The following is a 14548-nucleotide window of genomic DNA, read 5'->3' on the forward strand; positions in this document are numbered from 1 at the left end:
CGTCACACCGGCGGGGAGATGGTCATGGTGGGGCGGGTGCGGGGAACAGTTCACTCTGTCGCCGACCTCTGTCGTTCTGTGTCGCAACGTGACACCATCCCCCCGGCATCGTAAGTTACTGACGGTAAATCAGCTTGGGGAGATTATGTGATGGGCTGGGGCAAGCGCAGCATCCTCTCGGCCGCCGTGACCGTGGTCTGTGCGGTGACCGTGCTGGCGGCGCCCGGCACGGCCTTCGCCGCGCCGGCGCCCACTCCGAGCACGTCCCCGACTCCCCCGCCGAGCAAGGATCTGGAGAAGGTCCGCGAGAAGCTCGACCAGCTCTATCACGACGCGGCCGTGGCCACCGACGCCTACAACGCGGCCGAGGAGAAGGCGAAGCAGCAGTCCGCCCAGATCGTCGCGCTGGCCAAGAAGATCGACGAAGGACAGCGGAGGCTCGCGCAGCTCAAGGACCAGGCGGGCGCCGCCGCCCGCGCCCAGTACCGCACCGGCGGCATCCCGCCCACCGCCCAGTTCCTGCTCAGCGACGACCCCGGGCAGGTCCTGGACGGGGCCGGGCTGGTGCTCCAGGGCCAGCGGGCGACGAAGTCGCTGATGACCGAACTGACGACCACGCAGAAGCAGTTGCAGGAGTACGCCGACGACGCGTCCGCGCAGTGGCGGAAGCTGGACGGCGAACGCAAGGCCAAGGCCACCGCCAAGAAGAAGATCCAGCAGCAGATCGACGCCGCCGAGAAGCTGGAGTCGGCCCTGGAGAAGAAGGACCGCGAGCGGCTCGCCCAACTGGAGGACCAGGCCGCGCTGAAGGCGCAGACGCAGTGGCTGGACACCGGCATCCTCAAGAAGATCCACGGCATGGCGTCCGCGCAGGGCGAGAAGGCCGTCGCGTTCGCCGCCGCCCAGCTCGGCAAGCCGTATGTGTGGGGCGCCGAGGGCCCGAAGTCCTACGACTGCTCCGGCCTGACCTCCCAGGCCTGGGCGGCGGCCGGCCACCCCATCCCGCGCACCTCGCAGGAGCAGTGGCAGCAGCTCAAGCGCGTCGGCATCCAGGACATGCGCCCCGGCGACCTCATCATCTACTTCGACGACGCCAGTCACGTCGCCATCTACGTCGGCGACGGCGCGGTCATCCAGGCCCCGCGCCCCGGGCGGACGGTGACGGTCGCGGGCGCCGGCTCGATGCCGATCCTCGGAGTCGTACGACCGGACGCGTGAGCCAGGTCATCTCCGGCCAGGCGCCCGTGATGTGCGTCATGTGACCCACTCCACCACCAATCTCCGCTCAAACCCCGGACGGACGTGAGCTTCGTCATCCCCCGTGCCGAGGCGCCCTGTCCAACTGTCGTACGGAAAGCGGCATATGACAGCGTCCTGCGCGCGAGCGACGCGGCTCACACCATTCCATCGAGGCGGGAGCACCCGCTATGGTCCCCGTCGGTGGCATCGAGACCCTCGGCGCCACCATGCCCTCGGGGGGAGGGAAGGAACCAAGAGATGCCCGTACCCGTACCGCGGCAGAGAGCGATCCCGGCCGTGGAGAGTGGTCAGGCGCAGGCTGCCACCGCAGGCGGCGGCCCCCTCAAGGAAGAGGCCCACCGCGACGCCGTGGCCACGAGCGGCACCGGCGCCACTCTCACCCTGCTGCTGATCGAGGACGATCCGGCCGGTTCGCCGATCGTGCCCGACCTGCTGGACTCGGCCGGCAAGCCGATCCGCGTCCGCACCGCCCGGAACCTCACCGAGGCCGAGCGGCTGCTCACCGACGACGTCCACTGCATCCTGCTGGACCTCGCGCTGCCCGCGCCCGGCCGCAGCGACGCCGACGACGAGCTGGCCGTGCTCAAGCACGTGCTCCGGCTCGCGCCCCGGCATGCCGTGCTCGCGCTGACCGCCTCCGGCGACGCCGAGCGCGGCGCCGAGGCCGTGCGCGTGGGCGCGCAGGACTACCTCTTCCGGGACGAGCTGGACGGCCGGCTGCTCAGCCGCGCCATTCGCTACGCGGTGGAGCGGAAACGTTCCGACTCGGCCGAGCGACGGCTGGCCGAGGGCCGGCTGCGCGCGCAGGAGAACCGGCGCCTGGAGCGCGGGCTGCTGCCCACGCCCCTGCTGGACGGCTCCGCGCTGCGCTTCGCCGCCCGCTACCGCCCCGGCCGCTCCCGCGCGCTGCTCGGCGGTGACTTCTACGACGCCGTCCGCACCCCCGACGGCACCGTGCACGCCATGATCGGCGACGTCTGCGGTCACGGCCCGGACGAGGCCGCGCTCGGCGTGGAGCTGCGCATCGCCTGGCGGGCGCTGACGCTGGCGGGCCTGTGCGGCGACGAGCTGCTCGGCACCCTCCAGCAGGTGCTGGAGCACGAGCGGGCCGACGAGGAGATCTTCGCGACCCTGTGCACGGTGGACATCGCGCCCGACGGCCGCCGCGCGGGTCTGTGCCTGGCCGGTCATCCGGCCCCGCTGCTGGCCCGCCCCGGCCGGCAGGCCCGGCTGCTGCCGTACGACAACAACGGCCCCGCCCTCGGCCTGCTGCCCGGCGCCCGCTGGCCGCGGATGCAGGTGGAGCTGGGTTCCGAGTGGAGCCTGATGCTCTACACCGACGGCCTGATCGAGGGCCGGGTCGGCGAGGACGGCGAGCGGCTGGGCCAGGACGGCATGGTGTCGATGATCCGCCGCCAGCTCTCCGAGGGTTTGCGGGGGGAAGAGCTGCTGCGGGCGGCGGTCAGTGAGGTGCGGGAGCTCAATGGTGGGGAGCTGACCGACGATGTGGCTGTGGTGCTGCTGGATCGGGCGCCGTAGGGGTCTCGCCTAGGAGGTTGCGCGCCATCGCCGGGTGCGGGTGCGTTGTGGCTGGTCGCGCAGTTCCCCGCGCCCTCGGGTTGGTATCCGCGCCCGGAATCGGCTAGCGGCCGCCGTTCCAAGGGCCGTAAGGACCGTCGCTGCTGCTTCCGCGTCCGCGGCGGCGGAAGCCCTTGCCGCCCGAGACCTGCTGGAGCGCGGGCCGTACGTCCACGAAGAAGACGATCGAGGCGACCAGGCCCGCGAGCTGCAGGAACAGCATGGGCACGAAGAGGTTCACGGCGACCGCGATGCCGAGGATGATCAGCCAGAAGCCCTTGTTCTGCTTGTCCGCGGCGCGGTACGCGTCATCGCGGAAGATCGCCGCCATCACGAACGCCACGATGGCGAGCGCCAGCATGGCGGTGAAGATCAGCCACATCACTCCGCCGACTGCCGTCATCAGCACAATGCCCACCACCCGAGTCGAGTCGTCCGTACAGCCACCGTACCCGTACAACGGGCCGGACACCCCCAAGGTGCCCGGCCCGCTGTCATCTCGGTGTGATCCCGCCGCTGCCGGTCACTTGGCCGGCGGCGTCGTCTTCTTCGCGGTGGTGGTCTTGCGGGGCGCCGGCGCCTTCTTCGCCACCGGCTTGCTGTCCGCGGCGGGCTCGGCCACGACCGGCTTCGGCTCGCCCTGAGCCTCGGCCGGCTCCGGCCTGCCCTCGACGGCGATCGCGAAGTCCTCGATCTCCTCGGCGGCCTCGCCGCGCCAGCTCTTCACGGCCTGCTCGCCGTGCTCGGCGACCTTCTCGTAGGTCTCGCGGGCCTTGACGGCGTACTCGGCGGCGACGCCAACGCCGCGCAGGGCGAGGTCCTGAGCCTGCTCGCCGAGCTTCTTCAGGTCGACGTCGAGGGTGCCGAGGAAGTCGTTGACCTTGGTCTGGAGGGTCTCCTGCGCCTCCTTGGCCCGGGCGGCGGCCTTCTCCTGCACGGCCTTCGGGTCGGTGTTGCGCACGGCCTCGATGCGGGCCGGGGCCTCCGCGCGCAGCTGCTCGACCAGGGCGGGCACCTTCTTGGCCTGCTGGAAGGCGAGGTCGGCGGTGCCGGCGGCGAAGTAGAGCGGAGTCGGGTCGCTGAGGGTCTTGCGCAGGTCGTCGGTGATGGCCATGGTGATCAGGTCCTCCCGGATTCGCGTTCGGCTGAGGTTGGTGTGGTCCGCGGTGGTAGCCGGCGCCCTGGTCCGGTTACCCGGCCGTCCGCCGCGGGCCTGCATCGGCATCGTGTCCGCCGGCACTGCCGGTGCCGGGCACGGTGGTGCCGGCGGTGTCCGCTTCCTGAGCGCTGTCCTCGTCGCCGGCGGACTCGCCGATCCCGAATCCGTTCTCTTTCCGGAAGGACTCGTAGATCTGGAGCAGCACCTGCTTCTGCCGCTCGTTGAGCGAGGGATCGGCGAGGATGACCGCCCTGGTCTCCACTTCATCCCGGTCCCGCTCGGCGTCGAGGATTCCGGCGCGGACGTACAGCGTCTCGGCGGAGATGCGCAGGGCCTTGGCGACCTGCTGGAGCACCTCCGCGCTGGGCTTGCGCAGCCCGCGCTCGATCTGGCTCAGGTACGGATTGGACACCCCGGCGGCATCGGCGAGTTGCCGCAGCGACAGCTGTGCGTTCCGCCGCTGTTCGCGCAGGTACTCACCGAGATTGCCGACGTTCAGCGATGCCATGCCTCCACCTTGCCCCACCATCGCTAACAATTGCAAGCACCCGCTTGCAATTGTGTGTCGGGGGCGGGGACCCGTTGGAAACCGATGAAGAGTCCGTTCTCACCGTTGAGCCCCGCGGTGTGATCGCGACCAAGGGCTCTACCGGGCGAGTTCGGCCGGCTCGTGCAGGTGGGTCAGCTTGTGCGGGTTGCGCACCACGTGGATCCGGGTGATCCGGCCGTCCTCCACCGTGAGGCTCACCGCACTCGGCTCACCGTCGAAGTCGACACGGCCGGCCGGGGCGCCGTTGAGCCACACGGCCGTCGTCTCCAGCGAGTCCACCCGCCGGTGTGCGCGGGCGAGGACGTCCGCGACCACGGCGGTCCCGTGGAACGGCGTCATGGCCGCGGCCACCACCCCGCCCCCGTCGGTGACCATGACCACGTCCGGGGCCATGATCTCCAGCAGCTCCCCGAGCTGCCCGGTGCGCAGCGCGGCAAGGAAGCGGTCCACCACGGCCTGCTGCTCGGCGCGGCTCACCCGCACCCGGGGCCGCCGGGCCGCCACGTGCTCACGGGCGCGCCGCGCGATCTGCCGTACCGCGGCCGCCGTCTTCCCGACGGCCTCGGCGATCTCGTCGTAGGGCAGCTCGAAGACCTCGCGGAGCACGAACACCGCCCGCTCGGCCGGCCCGAGGGTTTCCAGGACCGTCAGCATCGCGATCGACACGCTCTCCGCGAGTTCGACGTCCTCGGCGACATCGGGGCTGGTCAGCAGCGGTTCCGGCAGCCACTCGCCGACGTACTCCTCGCGGCTGCGGGACAGGGTGCGCAGCCGGTTGAGCGCCTGCCGGGTGACGATCCGGACCAGGTAGGCCCGCAGGTCGCGCACGCCGGCCTGCTCGACGCCGGCCCACCGCAGCCAGGACTCCTGCAGCACGTCCTCCGCGTCGGCCGCCGAGCCGAGCATCTCGTAGGCGACCGTGAAGAGCAGGCTGCGGTGGGTGACGAAGGGATCCTCGGTCATGAGGCCGGCTGCTCCGGACGCGCGGCCAGCGGGATCTCGCAGGCGTCCGAGAAGCCCTGGGACTTGACCCCGAGAGCCGTGTTGTTCCTGGTCGCGAAGTTGGCGAAGGCGATCGCCGCGGTGATCTCGACCAGCGCCGCCGCCCCGAGCCGGTCCAGCAGGCGCGCGGACAGCTCGTCGGTGACGGTCGGCGGCGTGGCCGACATCGCCTCGGCGTACTCCAGCACGTCCCGCTCCAGCGGGGTGAAGACGTCGGACTCCCGCCAGCGCGGCACCTGGCTGGCCTTGGCCAGGTCCAGGTTCTTGTTCTGCACCTGGAAGTAGTTGACGTCGAGGCACCAGCTGCAGCCGACCAGTGCGGCGACGGCCATGTGCGCGTACGACTTCAGGTTCTCGTCGGCCACGTCCCACGCGTTCACCCGGGCCCCCATCTCCTGGGCCGCCTGGGCGACCTCGGGGTTGTGCCAGGTGGCCTGGAGGGGTTCGGGCACGGTGCCGAACTGTTCGAGCAGGGCTTCGGCCATCTCGCGGCCGAGCTCGGCCTTCGGGACGCGGAGCGTCATGGTGTCCTCCTCATACGACTCATGTGCTGACCGGTTCGCCATGAAGACACCGCCGGGCTCCCGGGCGTGACACCCGGCTCGTCGGGTCGTCGGGATTGTGGTCAGGATTCGAGAAGCGCCGGGCGCTCCCGCCCCGCTACCGTGACCGCCATGGACGACGCCACCGCACCGCACACAGCCGACAGCCACGACCTGATCCGTGTGCACGGCGCCCGGGAGAACAACCTCAAGGACGTCAGCGTGGAGCTGCCCAAGCGCCGGCTGACCGTGTTCACCGGTGTGTCCGGCTCCGGCAAGAGCTCGCTGGTGTTCGACACGATCGCCGCGGAGTCGCAGCGGCTGATCAACGAGACGTACAGCGCGTTCGTGCAGGGCTTCATGCCGACGCTCGCGCGCCCCGAGGTCGACGTCCTCGACGGGCTCACCACCGCGATCATCGTCGACCAGCAGCGGATGGGCGCCGACCCCCGCTCCACCGTCGGCACCGCCACCGACGCCAACGCGATGCTGCGCATCCTGTTCAGCCGGCTCGGCAAGCCGCACATCGGCTCGCCCAAGGCGTACTCCTTCAACGTCGCCTCCATCAGCGGTGCCGGTGCGGTCACCGTGGAGCGCGGCGGACAGCAGGTGAAGGAGCGGCGCAGCTTCAGCATCACCGGCGGCATGTGCCCGCGCTGCGAGGGCCGGGGCACGGTCACCGACCTCGACCTCACCCAGCTCTACGACGACTCCCTGTCCCTCAACGAGGGCGCGCTCAGCATCCCCGGCTACAAGACGGGCGGCTGGAACTACCGCCTCTACACCGAGTCCGGCCTGTACGACCCGGACAAGCCGATCCGCAAGTTCACCAAGCGGGAGCTGCACGACTTCCTCCACCGCGAGCCGACCCGGATGAAGATCGCGGGCATCAACATGACCTACGAGGGTCTGATCCCGCGGATCCAGAAGTCGATGCTCGCCAAGGACAAAGAGGGCATGCAGCCGCACATCCGGGCGTTTGTGGACCGTGCGGTCACCTTCACCGTCTGCCCCGACTGCGAGGGCACCCGGCTCACCGCGGCGGCCCGGTCCTCGAAGATCGACGGCGTCAGCATCGCCGACGCGTGCGCGATGCAGATCAGCGACCTGGCGGAGTGGGTGCGCGGGCTCGCCGAGCCGTCGGTGGCACCCCTGCTGGCCTCCCTGCGGCACTCCCTCGACTCGTTCGTGGAGATCGGCCTCGGCTATCTCTCGCTGGACCGGCCGGCGGGCACGCTGTCCGGCGGCGAGGCCCAGCGCGTGAAGATGATCCGCCACCTCGGCTCCTCCCTCACCGACGTGACGTACGTCTTCGACGAGCCGACCATCGGCCTGCACCCGCACGACATCCAGCGGATGAACGAGCTGCTGCTGCGCCTGCGCGACAAGGGCAACACCGTGCTGGTCGTGGAGCACAAGCCGGAGGCGATCGCGATCGCCGACCATGTCGTCGACCTCGGTCCCGGCGCCGGTACGGCGGGCGGCACCGTCTGCTTCGAGGGCACGCTGGAGGGGCTGCGGGCCAGCGGCACGCTCACCGGCCGGCATCTGGACGACCGGGCGGCGGTCAAGGACACGGTGCGCAAGCCGACGGGCGCGCTGGAGATCAGGGGCGCGACGACGCACAACCTGCGGAACGTGGACGTCGACATCCCGCTGGGCGTGCTCTGCGTCGTCACGGGTGTGGCCGGCTCCGGCAAGAGCTCGCTGGTGCACGGTTCGATGCCGTCGGGCGCGGACGTCGTGTCGATCGACCAGACCCCGATCCGCGGCTCGCGGCGCAGCAACCCGGCGACGTACACCGGGCTGCTGGAGCCGATCCGCAAGGCGTTCGCCAAGGCCAACGGCGTGAAGCCGGCGCTGTTCAGCGCCAACTCCGAGGGCGCCTGCCCCACCTGCAACGGCGCCGGTGTCGTCTACACCGACCTGGCGATGATGGCGGGGGTCGCCACGACGTGCGAGGAGTGCGAGGGCAAACGGTTCCAGGCCTCGGTCCTGGAGTACGCCTTCGGCGGGCGGGACATCGCGGAGGTGCTGGCGATGTCGGTGACCGAGGCGGAGGAGTTCTTCGCCGCGGGCGAGGCGCACATCCCGGCGGCCCACAAGATCCTCGACCGCATGTCCGACGTCGGCCTCGGCTACCTCACCCTCGGCCAGCCGCTCACCACCCTCTCCGGCGGCGAGCGCCAGCGCCTGAAGCTGGCCACACACATGGCCGACAAGGGCGGGATCTACGTCCTCGACGAGCCGACGACGGGCCTCCACCTGGCCGACGTGGAACAGCTCCTCGCCCTCCTGGACCGCCTGGTCGACTCCGGCAAGTCGGTGATCGTGGTCGAACACCACCAGGCGGTCATGGCCCACGCCGACTGGATCATCGACCTCGGCCCCGGCGCGGGCCACGACGGCGGCCGCGTCGTCTTCGAGGGCACCCCGGCGGACCTGGTCGCCGCGCGCTCGACGCTGACGGGGGAGCACCTGGCCGAGTACGTGGGGGCGTGAAAGGCCCCAGGTGTCAGTTGCCGGCCTCCCGCAGCCAGTCCTCCAGGATCCCGAAGTCGCTCTCCGTCAGGCCGTGCCGGTGGTCGACCCGGTGGAGGAGGGCGAGGCCGGGATGGTTGGCGGCGGTCCAGGCGCGGTCGGCCTCCGTGATCTCGTCGTCCACCCAGACGAACGGCCGGCCCGACGCCCAGGCGACCAGCGGCCGGGTCTTCCAGTGCAGCGGCTCCGGCGGCCCGACCGTCTCGGGCCACTGCACGACGGGCAGCGGGGGCAGGCCCAGCCAGGGCGCGAGGCAGGCGTTGGCGTCGTCCATCCAGGTCGTGGCCCACACCAGCTCGCAGCCCAGCCCGACCAGCCGGGGTCCGAGCGCCGGATCGACACGGGCCAGTAGCGGATGGCCGTCGGCGGGCACCCACGGGCCGTCGTACACCGGGTAGCCGCGGTCCGCCGCCCCGAACGGGATGAGCGGACCGTCGACGTCGAGGAAGAGCAACATGACCCTCAGGATCAGCCCCCGAAGCCCTGCACCGCCAGAATCTCGCCGCTGCGGAAGCGGTGGGCCTGGGCCCTGTCGTCGAACTCCCTCCCCCAGCCTTCGGCCGGGCGGTGCCCCCAGCCCCCGCGACGCCATGCACGGTCCCCCCATAGGGGCACCCCCACTCGCCGCACCGGGCCCGGGCCCAAGTACATCCAGTACGAGGGCCAGGGCCGGCACTCCCCCAGCCTTCAGCCGGGGGACCCCCAGACCGGCGGGAGTTCGACGACAGGGCCTAGAACGGCAGTGGGCGGGTGTGGACCACGTCCAGGCGGGAGACCGCACGGGTCAGGACCACGTACAGCCGGTGCGCGCCGCGCTCCTCCGCCTCCGCCACCGCCGCCGGTTCCACGGCCACGACATGGTCGTACTCCAGGCCCTTCGCCAGGGTCGCCGGCACGAGTGTCACGCGGGCGCCCAGCGCGTCCGGGCCGGCCGGGTCCAGGTCCGCCGCGGTGAGGGCCGACCGTACGGCGTCCAGGTCCGCGTCGGCCGCCACGACGCCCACCGAGCCCTCGTGGGCCAGCGCCTCGCGCACCGCGGTCACGGTCGTGCCCGGCACGTCGTCGGTCGGGCGCAGCCTCAACTCGCCGTCCGCGCGCAGGGAGTGGGCCGGGGGCACCGACACGTCCAGGCGGGGCAGCAGGCGGTTGGCCAGCTCCACGACGGCCGCCGGCACCCGGAAGCCGGTGGTCAGCGGGACCACGGCCGCATCCGGCCGGCCGAGGTGGCGCAGCTGGACGGACCAGTCGCGGGCGGCCCACGGGGTGGTGCCCTGGGCGAGGTCGCCGAGGACGGTCAGCGAGCCGAAGGCGGCGCGGCGGGCGATGGCCCGGCACTCCATGGGCGAGAGGTCCTGCGCCTCGTCGACGACGAGGTGGCCGTAGCCCTCCGGATGCTCGATCAGCCCGGACAGTTCGTCCAGCAGGACCAGGTCGGCGGCCGACCAGCGGGCCGACCTGTACGAGCGGGGCGGGCGGGGCCACCGGAGCGCCGTCTGCTCGTCCGGGTCCAGGAGGCCGTCGGCCGACCGTGACAACACCGCTGGATCGGTGAGGAGTTGGGCCAGCACCTCCTCGGGGCGGACCTTCGGCCAGACCAGGTCGAGGTGCTCGGTGAGCGGCCGGGCCCGTTCCATGCGGCGCACCCAGGAGGCCGGCAGCACCCCGGCGCGCCGTTCGGCCCGCTCGCGCAGCAGCCGTACCACCCGGGCGCGCACCCGCTCGCGGCCGATGGCGTACGGCGGCTCCTCGGTGCGCACCGCCTCGACGATGGCGGCCAGTTCCGCTGCGCGCACCCGCCACCAGCCGGAGCCGTCCTTCACGGCGAGGTCTCGCACGCCGTCCGTGGTGACCCTGCCGTACAGCGCCCGGTGCAGCACCTCGGCCATGCGGGCGTCGTGCTTGAGCACTGCCGTGGCCGCCGGGTCGGTGCCGGTGACCGGGTGCCGGGCGATCTCGCCCAGCAGGGTGGACTGGCGTACGCCGGTCTCGCCGAGCGAGGGCAGCACCTCGGCGATGTAGTGCAGGAAGGTGCGGTTGGGGCCGAGGATCAGCAGTCCGGCGCGCTGCAGCCGCTTGGGATGGGTGTAGAGAAGGTACGCGGCGCGGTGCAGGCCCACCGCCGTCTTGCCTGTGCCGGGCGCGCCCTGGACGCACACCGAGTCGGAGAGGGCGGCGCGGACGAGGTCGTCCTGTTCGGGCTGGATGGTGGCGGCGATGTCCCGCATGGGCCCGACGCGCGGCCGTTCGATCTCGCGGGCCACGATGTCGCTGGTCCGGGACTCGCCCCGGCCGAGGTGCTCGTCCTCCAGCCCGGTGAGGTCGGCGGACTCGCCCCGGCTGCCCGGCGCCCAGCCGAACCGGCGCCGTACCTCGACGCCGCGCGGGTCGCGGGCGCTCGCCTGGTAGAAGACGCGGGAGACGGGGGCCCGCCAGTCGACCACGAGGGGCGGGGCGGCCGGGTCCTCGGTGATCCGCAGGCGGCCGACGTGGTAGTGCTGCCCGCCGTGCCCGGGGTCGCCGTCGGTGAAGTCCAGGCGCCCGAAGAACAGCGGGCCGGGCGGCAGTTCGCGCAGTGCCTTGGCCTGGCTGCGCAGGCGGTGGCCGAGGACCTCGGCGTCGGCTCCGGAGGCGGAGACGTCCTCGCCGACGACGACCTGTTCGGCGGCGCCCTCGACCATCGCGGCGAGGGCGGCACGGCAGGTGTCGTGGTAGGCGCGCTCGGTGTGCAGGGTGTCCGTGAGGGCGGGGTCGAGTGACGTCATGGCGACCAGCGTACCGCCATAGCGTTACCGGGTTACATTTTTAACTGAGTCTCATTATGCTCGCTTCAGCTCCGGCAGCCCCTCCCCCAGCCGCCGGAACGCCCGCTCGGCCGCCCGTACGGCGTCCGGCGCCACCTCCTCGACCCGCTCCCCCGCCGCGACCCGCCGCCAGTTCTCCTGGGCGAGGATGCGCTGTACGGCGATGATCTGCCCGGCGGCCAGCCGCGCGTCCAGACCGCCCCCGAGCGCCTCGGCGAGCGCCGCCTCCGACCGCTCCAGATGGGAGTGCGCCCGCGCGACCAGGGCCGGGGTGCCGTAGAGCAGGGTGTGGAAGGCGAGCACCTGGGGGTGGTCGTTCAGGCCGGTGACCGGGTCGCGCCGGTCGAGACCGGCCAGGAAGTGCCGGCGCAGCACGTCCACCGGATCGGCCGCCCCGGCGACCACCCGCGCGGCCTCCGTCTCGTGGTCCGCGATCCGGTGCAGGACCAGGTCCTCCTTGGCCGGGAAGTACCGGAAGAGCGTCGGCTTGGAGATCCCGGCCGCCGCCGCGACCTCGGCCACGGACACCGCGTCGAAGCCCCGCTCCAGGAACAGCCGTACGGCGATGTCGGACACGTCTTGGTACATCTGCCGCTTCTTGCGCTCACGCAGGCCCATCTCACCCATGGGGCGAGCCTACGCAGCGCCGCCCGGGCGGGTGGGCCAGGCCAGGGCGCGGGTGAGGTACGGGTTGGTCCGGCGCCGCGAGGACAGCCCCAGGGAGGCGGTGGCCGCCGCCAGGGTCATCGCGTACGAGTCCACCGCGCGGCGGACGTTGGGGGCGTCCAGGCTCGCGCCCGTGACCAGGCGGTCGAGGTCGACGTAGGCGGAACGGACGATCTCGATCCACCGGTACACCCGCCAGTCCTCCTGCCAGTTCTTCGTGAACCGGACCGGCAGCCGGCTCTCCCAGCGGCGGAACATGCGGTCGCGGATCTCCGGCCGGGTCGGGGTGAGGTGCATGTGCCGGACCAGCTCGTACAGCGGGTCGCCGACCACGGCCAGCTCCCAGTCGATGAGGGTCAGCGCGAGGTCGTCACCGCGGCGCACCAGGTTCCAGGGGTTGAGGTCACCGTGCAGCAGCGCGGCGGCCCGGTCGGTGACCTGGTGCCGGGCGAGGATCTCGCGCAGCCGGGCCGCGTCGGGCAGGCCGAGGAAGCGGGCCAGCTGCTGCGACTCCTTGGGCAGCCGGGCCACCAGCGCCACCAGCTGGTCGCTGAGCCAGATGTAGAAGCCGGGCCGGCCGGCCAGCGGGTCGACCAGGGTGTAGTCGACCTCGGTCAGCGCGGCCAGCTGGTCGACGAGGGCGTCCGCCTCGTGCGGGCGCAGCCCGTGCACCGGGTGCTCGGGCCGCCGGTCCACGTCGGGCGGTCCCTCGTAGGTGTGGACGGCGAACCGGTCACCGGAGTAGGTGCGGATGCCGGAACGGTCCCTGGAGTGGCTCTCGCCCAGCGCCAGCACCCGGGGGGCCGCCACCGCCGCCCCGGACCGCTCGATGGCCTGGAGCACGGCGTGCTCGCTGAGGAAACTGCGCTCGCGCCGGGTGACGTCCGCGACCTTGCGGCGGACGACGACCGGGAACGGCGTGCCGGGGACCCGAAGCACCGTGTTGAGGTGCGCGGTGCCCTTGAACACCCGGTGGGCCGGGGCCGCGCCCTCCAGGACCAGGGCGTCGGCGACCGCGGCGTGCGGGAAGCCGGGGTGTGCCGGCACACGCCGGTCCGGCTTCCAGTCGATCGCCCGGGCGACCGGGCCCCGCCACGGCCCGCCGCCGGCCGGCGTCGCGGTACCGGTGCCCGTCGCGGCACCGGGCCGTACGGACGCCCGCCAGCGGAACAGGATCCGCTCGATCTCCTCCCGCCCCGGCACCCGGCCCAGCCGCAGTGGCTCCGCCGCCGCCTGCACGGCCTGGTGCACCCATGCCGTCGCCTCGTCCAGGCTCTTCTGGTCGAAGGACTCCTCCAGCGACTTCGCGGCCCGCATCACATCGGGGTACACCGACTGCGCCCGTTCGAAGGCCACGTAGTGCCGCAGATCCCGGGTGACGCCGTTGACCGCCGCCGGCCGCACCCGGCCCATGGCGCGCGCCCACGCCTCGACGACCTCGTCCCACTGGTGGTCCGGATACTGCATCCGGACCAGATGGACGGCGAGGTCGTGCAGCGGGTCGCCGTAGGTGGCGAGCTCCCAGTCGACCCAGATCAGGGGCGGATCACCGCCGTACGACATGATCACGTTGTCGCGGTGCAGGTCGGCGTGGAGCAGCCCGTAGGGGCGGCGGGACATGGCGGGGACCCGTTCGGCCAGCCGGGCCAGGGCGTCCTCGGGGATGCCGAGAGCGGCGAACAGGCCGCCGAAACGGGCCCAGTTGGGCTTGCGGATCTGCAGGTCGGCCAGCCGGGCCAGGGTCTGCAGGAAACCCTGGCTGTCGGTGTGGTTCCGGGGCCACAGGGGCGGCAGCGGCGGCAGCGCGGGCCCCCGCACCTGGGCCGCCTGGGCGAGCAGGTCCGCCAGGGCCCCGACCAGCAGGCGGTCGACCGGTTTGCCGGCCCGGCAGACGCTGGAGAGCGGCACGCCTTCCACATAGCTGTGGACGGCGAAGCCGTCGCCCTCGACCAGGCACTCGGGCACGTTGGGCAGCACGCCCTTGACGGCCCGCAGGATCCCCGCCTCGCTGCGCCAGGTCCGGATCACCACGGGAAGGGCGTCGGCGCGCGGCAGCCGTACGGTCACGAGGGTGCCCGGCTTCCGGCCCAGCAGCCGGGCCATGGGCTCGGGCAGCGGCAGCACGTGGTTGTCGTTGTGGAAACCGCCGCTGGTGCGCCCCCGCGCGGCGGCCTCCGCCACGAAGGACCGCCATACGGCGTCGGTCCGGGCCCGGCCGGAGCGCGGCCCCGCCGTGTCGCGGGGGACGGGTGGTGCGCCCACTGGTCGCTCCGGGTTTCGATCGCGCTGCGCTGGAGGGGGACGAGACGGGTCGGGGGAAAACGCTAACTCCCCGGACGACGGACAACACAACCTGCGACCCGGTCGAGCAGCCAGGCGGGTGGTGTGCCACTCGTCCGCGCCGAGCCGGCAGAGGCTGGCTCGTCGCCATCCCTCACGCGAGAACCCG

General features: G+C 72.4%; 12 protein-coding genes. 3 read left to right on the plus strand and 9 right to left on the minus strand.

Annotated elements, in window-relative coordinates; genetic code table 11:
- Positions 1-150: 150 nt before the first annotated feature.
- Entirely contained in the window at positions 151-1218 is a 1068-nt protein-coding gene (locus ACFYOH_RS27870; protein ID WP_388630801.1) for a C40 family peptidase, read from the plus strand.
- 279 nt (positions 1219-1497) lie between these two features.
- The gene (locus tag ACFYOH_RS27875; RefSeq protein WP_388630803.1) at positions 1498-2799 is read left to right on the plus strand and encodes a PP2C family protein-serine/threonine phosphatase; all 1302 of its coding nucleotides are present in this window, start codon (positions 1498-1500) and stop codon (positions 2797-2799) included.
- 103 nt (positions 2800-2902) lie between these two features.
- Here ACFYOH_RS27875 and ACFYOH_RS27880 read toward each other — a convergent pair whose 3' ends face one another.
- From ACFYOH_RS27880 to ACFYOH_RS27900, 5 genes are all read right to left on the minus strand, one after another.
- Entirely contained in the window at positions 2903-3241 is a 339-nt protein-coding gene (locus ACFYOH_RS27880) for a DUF2516 family protein (RefSeq protein ID WP_388630806.1), read from the minus strand.
- 120 nt (positions 3242-3361) lie between these two features.
- Positions 3362-3952, minus strand: coding sequence for a hypothetical protein (locus ACFYOH_RS27885; protein ID WP_388630809.1), 591 nt, complete (start codon positions 3950-3952; stop codon positions 3362-3364).
- A gap of 76 nt (positions 3953-4028) precedes the next feature.
- A complete protein-coding gene (locus tag ACFYOH_RS27890) occupies positions 4029-4505 on the minus strand; it encodes a helix-turn-helix domain-containing protein (protein WP_388630812.1) in 477 nt (158 codons plus the stop codon).
- Between the two features lie 138 nt (positions 4506-4643).
- Positions 4644-5510 (minus strand): RNA polymerase sigma-70 factor, encoded by an 867-nt coding sequence (locus ACFYOH_RS27895; RefSeq protein ID WP_388630815.1) that lies wholly within the window; start codon positions 5508-5510, stop codon positions 4644-4646.
- A complete protein-coding gene (locus tag ACFYOH_RS27900; RefSeq protein ID WP_388630818.1) occupies positions 5507-6073 on the minus strand; it encodes a carboxymuconolactone decarboxylase family protein in 567 nt (188 codons plus the stop codon). The genes ACFYOH_RS27895 and ACFYOH_RS27900 overlap by 4 nt, the downstream gene beginning before the upstream one ends.
- A gap of 150 nt (positions 6074-6223) precedes the next feature.
- Between ACFYOH_RS27900 and ACFYOH_RS27905 the strand changes: the two genes are divergently transcribed.
- Positions 6224-8593 (plus strand): ATP-binding cassette domain-containing protein, encoded by a 2370-nt coding sequence (locus ACFYOH_RS27905; protein WP_388630821.1) that lies wholly within the window; start codon positions 6224-6226, stop codon positions 8591-8593.
- Positions 8594-8606: 13 nt separating this feature from the next.
- On the opposite strand, the gene ACFYOH_RS27910 is transcribed toward ACFYOH_RS27905, so the two are convergent.
- The 4 genes from ACFYOH_RS27910 to ACFYOH_RS27925 all read right to left on the minus strand — a co-directional run bounded on the left by ACFYOH_RS27910 (position 8607) and on the right by ACFYOH_RS27925 (position 14361).
- Positions 8607-9089 (minus strand): hypothetical protein, encoded by a 483-nt coding sequence (locus ACFYOH_RS27910; RefSeq protein ID WP_388630824.1) that lies wholly within the window; start codon positions 9087-9089, stop codon positions 8607-8609.
- A 274-nt stretch (positions 9090-9363) separates the two neighbouring features.
- The gene (locus tag ACFYOH_RS27915; protein WP_388630827.1) at positions 9364-11394 is read right to left on the minus strand and encodes a HelD family protein; all 2031 of its coding nucleotides are present in this window, start codon (positions 11392-11394) and stop codon (positions 9364-9366) included.
- A gap of 54 nt (positions 11395-11448) precedes the next feature.
- Positions 11449-12060: a TetR family transcriptional regulator gene (locus tag ACFYOH_RS27920; RefSeq protein WP_388630829.1), complete on the minus strand. Its 612-nt coding sequence runs from the start codon at positions 12058-12060 to the stop codon at positions 11449-11451.
- A gap of 9 nt (positions 12061-12069) precedes the next feature.
- Positions 12070-14361 carry a phosphotransferase gene (locus tag ACFYOH_RS27925; RefSeq protein WP_388630832.1) on the minus strand — a complete coding sequence of 764 codons (2292 nt, stop codon included), beginning with the start codon at positions 14359-14361 and terminating at the stop codon, positions 12070-12072.
- Positions 14362-14548: the final 187 nt, after the last annotated feature.

Source organism: Streptomyces sp. NPDC007856 (assembly GCF_042868225.1).
GTDB lineage: Bacteria > Actinomycetota > Actinomycetes > Streptomycetales > Streptomycetaceae > Streptomyces.